Genomic DNA, 1,103 nt, shown 5'->3' on the forward strand with positions numbered 1-1,103 from the left:
CGATTTCAGAATGGCAGATATGGCCGCGAAGGGGCAAGGCGCACCATTAGTCCCCGCATTTCACCAAGCAGTATTTGGCGACTCAAACGAAACGAGAATCGTTGCCAATATTGGCGGCATCGCGAACATTTCAGTGCTCTCAAAAACAAAGAACAAGCTATCCGGCTACGACACAGGCCCCGGAAATATGCTTATGGACCTATGGATTCAAAGCCGCTTAAAGAAAGCGTACGATCATAATGGCGACTGGGCGAGCACAGGGTCTGTTATCGAAGATTTATTACAGGGTTTTCTCGACGAGCCCTATTTCAAACAAACAGCACCCAAAAGCACCGGTAAAGAACTGTTTAACTCAGCATGGATAGCCAATAAGATTGCAAACAGCACATTCCAAAGCGAAGATATTCAGCGCACGCTACTCGAGCTAACGGCCAGCACAATTAGTAACAGCATCATCACCAGCACTAATGGTGATGGCTGCGACATCTTCGTCTGCGGCGGCGGCATCAATAATCAACTACTAATGACTCGCCTCCAAAACCTGCTTCCAAGCTATCGCTTAAGTTCAACCCTCGACCTGGGAATAGACCCGCAATTGGTTGAGGCCAGCGCTTTCGCCTGGTTAGCAAGACAAACACTGAACAACCTGCCAGGCAATGCCTGCTCCGTTACGGGAGCAAGCAAGAGCAAAATATTAGGTGGAATTTACCCCGCTTGAAGCGATTCCTTCGAAGCCTCTTCCGTATTTTGTTCTGGCTGCCACTTCTTTATTAACCCCATAACCTTGTAGCCTTTTACCCCCATCATTGCGCTAGCAGTCATCACACCTGCCATCAATGCGCCACCAACACCCGCAGTCACTACATCAGCACCGGTAAGGTAGAAGTTTTTAATCGGCGTTACCGGATGCAACCACGCCTGTTCAAAGCGCTCTACGCTATGGTCAATACCATAAATCTCGCCTTCTTCATTCCATTGAAACCATTGAGTCGAAAGCGGCGTCGAAAGCTCAACATAATCAAGAGCATCTTTTAATTGTGGCATTTGCTCGTAAAGCATATTCATCAATTTTTCAGTAAGCTTCACCTTAAGCGCTTCGTACT

Annotated in this window: 1 protein-coding gene and 1 pseudogene; one reads left to right on the forward strand and one right to left on the reverse strand. The window is 47.6% G+C overall.

Annotation, left to right across the window (positions count from 1 at the left end):
* Positions 1-718 (forward strand): anhydro-N-acetylmuramic acid kinase (locus A3766_RS00930; RefSeq protein WP_068641484.1); only part of this gene is annotated, 718 nt, incomplete at its 5' end.
* Here the strand turns inward: A3766_RS00930 and A3766_RS00935 are convergent.
* Positions 706-1,103, reverse strand: a pseudogene (locus tag A3766_RS00935) (FAD-dependent oxidoreductase); the annotation flags it as partial. The gene A3766_RS00930 and the pseudogene A3766_RS00935 overlap by 13 nt on opposite strands.

The organism is Oleiphilus sp. HI0132 (assembly GCF_001635845.1).